The following is a 3,859-nucleotide window of genomic DNA, read 5'->3' as shown; positions in this document are numbered from 1 at the left end:
CCACAGCGCACGGAGCGCGGAGGTCGGCGCGCGATCGCGTGCTGGTGCTGGTCGGCTTCGCGGTGTACGGAGCCCTCGCCGCGCTGGGCGACCCGATGACGTGGCCCGTGCGCGTGGCCGTGGCCGGCGGGGTCCTCATCGTGATCGTCCTCGCGGTGCGGCGTGGGTGGCACAGGCCCGGATCCCCCGGTGACCGGGGCGACCTCTCCAAGGCCGGACCCGTGCCGATCATCGTGTGGGTAGTGCTCCTCGCGGTCGTCGCGGTGATCCAACTGGGGCATTTCTTCGCCGAACCGCGCTCGATCTACCCGACGCTCAGTTCGTTGTTCGAGCAGCCCCTGTCCTTCTACCCGGTTCGTGCCGCGGCCTTCGCCGTGTGGGCGTGGCTGGGATGGGCCCTGGTGACGCGGTGACGTTCCTCCCCGCGGACCGCTCCGCCAACCTCGTCATCTGGGCGGTGGTCTGGTCACTCGTACTCCTCTGGGTGGTCGTGACCGCGCGCTCCTCCGTGCTTCCGAACCTCCTCGACCTCGTCCGGTTCGTCCGCCGTTTCTGGCTGCTCCGGTGGGCCCTGCTGGCCTTCTGGATCTGGCTGGGGTGGCACCTGTTCGTGCGGACCACCGCGTGAGTGCGCGCGGGTGCTCTGGAAGGTGACCGGGCGGGAACCGTAACGTAGGCGGTGAACTCGGTTGATGGCCTGCGGTGTCGGCGCGCCGGTCGGACTCAAGGAGGGTGAGGCGAGCATGGTCGCGAGTCGCCCCGCCCCCGGTGTGGCGGGTCCCGTCCCGAACCCGCAGTCCCCTCCGCGCACGCGACTGTTCGACGCGCTCTCCGGGCCGGAGCGGTTGGTCGTCGTGCGTGGCCCCCTGCTCTCCGGGAAGACCACCCTGCTCAGGCGGTGGTCGGCCGCCTCCGCCTCCCCCGGAGCCGTCGCCGGGGTGATCGGGCCCGAACCGGGCAGCACGCCTGACGCCTATTGGCAGGAGGTCGCGACGTCACTGCCGGAGCAGAGGGACGCCGACGCACCGACGGTCGGACCGGTCGGTGCGCGCCGTACCGCCACGGACCCGCCGGCAGACCCTTTCGACCAGGTGAAGTCCCTGGTCCGGACGTGGCGCGGCCCCCTCACACTGGTCCTGGACGACCTCCATCTGGTGGGGGAGCCGGAGAACCGTGTTCGTGACCTCTTCGAGCAGTCGTCCGGCGGAATGGTTCGTGTGCTGGTGGCCACCCGCACCGCGGGGGCTTGGCACGAGGCACCGGGGCTGCCGGCGGACAGGGTGTTCGTGCCACCGGCGGACCTCCTGCTCACGGACGCCGAACTCGACGCCGCGATCGATCTGGCGGGTCTGACCACGGCGTCGGCTATCCCCCTGGGTGAGGTCGCGGCGGAGACGGGCCGAATCGCCGGCCTGGTCGACAAGGGTGTCGGCGCCCTGAGGACGGGCTCCCCGGCCCGTGCGGACCGGGTCGGGCGCATCCGCAGCGTGGTGGACCGGGTGGTCGTCCGGGTTCTGGCCGAGACGGCGGAACTGCACCGCCACAGGAGGGAGATCTTTTGTGCCGCGACGGCCACCCCGCTGACCGCGTCGTCGGTCGGCGTGGCGATCGGCGGGGTGACCGGACGGGTGAACGCGGTAGGCGACGTATTCGTCGCCCTCGAGAGGCACGGACTCACCGTCCGCGAGGCCGGGGCGGCCGAGCCGACCTGGAGCTTTCCCGACCCGATCAGGGCATCGCTCCTGCGCATCGCGGCAACTGAGAGGCCGGAGGACCTCCGCGATGCGCGGATCGCCCTCATCGACCACTGGCTCTCGGAGGGTCGGCCCCACACGGCGTTCGTCCACGCGATCGATGCCGAACGCTGGGACCTCGTGCTGGACATCCTCCGCGCGCACTGGAAGACCCTGTACACGACGAACTTCCTGCACATGGACGGGGACCTCAAGCGGATCCCCCCCGAGGTGCTCGAGAGCGAATCGCTCTTCGGCACGTTGCGCAGGATGCACAGTCAGTTCTCCGCGCCCAAGGACAGTCCCGCGCCGCCTCCGGATCTGGTGGACTCGCCCGAGGTCTCGGATGACGCCGAGCGGTTGATGCGGATGATCTCACTCCGCATCGACGGGCGTTTCGAGAAGGCCGCAGCGGAGTACGAGATGCTGCGCCGGGTCCCCGCCCCCGACGTCGAGTCCTCTACGCAATCGGAGCGGGACGGCCCGGCGTTCGTGTTCCTCCACCTGGGCCTGACCCTGCTCCTGGTGGGGCGATTCGACGACGCTCATCAGATGCTGCGCCGGGGTCACCGGCTCGGGGTCGGGTCGTTCATCGAGCGGGACGCCGCCGGGAAGCTGACTCTGGTCAACGCGATCCTCGGCCACGTCCGGGACGCCGACTCCTGGTGGGACGAGGAGCAGCGGCACCCGCAGCTGCCCCACAACTCGGAACTCGTGGTCCGCCCGGCCGGCATGATCGGGTCCGCACTGGCGCGGCTCGAGCGCCTGGACATCGACTCCGCCATAGATCTCATGACGGACCTCGGTCCCCCCGCGGACCAGGAGGAGCTGTGGGGCTTCTCCCTGTACGTGTACGGACAGATCGCTCTGGCGGCCGGCACCCCGGCCGACGGGTTGCGGTACGTCGAGCACCATATGAGGAGGTTTCCCGGGTTGCGCGCGGACGGCGCCGTGGTGGGGCCGCTCCTCGATGCGGTCCGGGCCGACCTCCACCTGGCGATGGGGCGAACCGCCGTGGCCTTCGACCTCCTCGGGGGGTCCACGCACCCCCTCACCGCTCCGGCCCGGGCCCGGGCCCGACTGTACGACGGCGAGCACGCGGGCGCGTTGGGCGTCGTCCGGGATCACTACGGGGATCTCGGGTGCACGCAGCGCGACTCCCTGGAGCTGTCCCTGGTCGGTGCCGCCGCCTGGATCGGGCTCGGCAACCGTGAGGAGGCGGTGACGTACCTGGAGCGCGCGATCACCACGTCCACGCTCACCGGAGTGGTTCGTCCCTTCGTCACGCTCGCCCCCGGGACCCTGGCCACGCTGGCGACCCTGGGCCCCGAGTTGCCGCCCCCGGTGCGCGATGCGACCCCCCCGTCGCCGGCCCCGGGATCAACCGAGCTCACCGGACGCGAGCTCGCCATCCTCGCGAGTCTCGCCACCGGTGATTCCATCACCGCCATCGCGCGGCAGCACTTCGTCAGTGCCAACACGGTCAAGACACAGCTGCGGTCGGCATACCGCAAGCTCGGGGTCCGATCCCGCGACGCGGCGGTCGACGAAGCTCGACGGCGCGGCCTGGTCTGATGGCTGAGCAGGATGGTCGTCCAACTCGAGCCGGGGCCCTCGGGGCGTCCGGCTGAGTGGCCGCAATAGCCCGCTCATCACTGCTTTCACCCGCCCTTTCACCCGGGTGAAAAAGTCGTCCCGATAGGTGTTCCGTCTCCAATGTGAGTTAGCGTCCATGTTGATCGTGTCGCGCAATCGTGATCACCGTCGCCATCGGCCGGGCCGGATCCGTGCCCGTGACCCCCACCCGCCCACGCGGGCATCTCCCCATCACAGGAGAACTCAGCCGTGACCGTGCGGGCCCGGTGGGGCGACGGGATCCGTCTTCGGAAGGACCACCCATGAGGCGCCTGAGGCTCCCGTATCGGCACGGAGACGGGGCGGGCGCCTCTGCTGCGCTGGCAGTGCTGTGCGCCGTCATCGCTCTCGTGCTGCCCACGCTGGTTCTCGCCCCCATGGCGTCGGCCCGAGCCACCTCTCCGGCGCCCGCGACGGCGACACGGGGTACCGGTCCGGAAGCCGTCCGCCCGGCCCCGGCGGCGATGGATGTGCGGGTCGCGGTTCGCGGA

4 protein-coding genes are annotated in these 3,859 nt (G+C 70.9%); all 4 read left to right on the top strand.

Annotated features, from left to right (window positions below; all coding sequences use genetic code 11):
• On the top strand, nucleotides 1-413 hold a 413-nt coding region (locus tag G6019_RS08600), incomplete at its 5' end, for a hypothetical protein (protein WP_206681818.1).
• Nucleotides 410-628, top strand: a complete 219-nt coding sequence (locus G6019_RS08595) for a hypothetical protein (protein ID WP_107757713.1) — start codon at nucleotides 410-412, stop codon at nucleotides 626-628. The genes G6019_RS08600 and G6019_RS08595, both read left to right, overlap by 4 nt.
• Before the next feature lie 115 nt (nucleotides 629-743).
• Nucleotides 744-3,308 carry a helix-turn-helix transcriptional regulator gene (locus tag G6019_RS08590; protein WP_182613324.1) on the top strand — a complete coding sequence of 855 codons (2,565 nt, stop codon included), beginning with the start codon at nucleotides 744-746 and terminating at the stop codon, nucleotides 3,306-3,308.
• 323 nt (nucleotides 3,309-3,631) lie between these two features.
• The coding region (locus G6019_RS17090; RefSeq protein ID WP_206681817.1) for a hypothetical protein at nucleotides 3,632-3,859 on the top strand (228 nt) is incomplete at its 3' end.

The organism is Dietzia sp. DQ12-76 (genome assembly GCF_014145045.1).
In the GTDB taxonomy this organism is placed as follows: domain Bacteria; phylum Actinomycetota; class Actinomycetes; order Mycobacteriales; family Mycobacteriaceae; genus Dietzia.
This window is presented reverse-complemented; position numbering and strand designations above follow the sequence as displayed.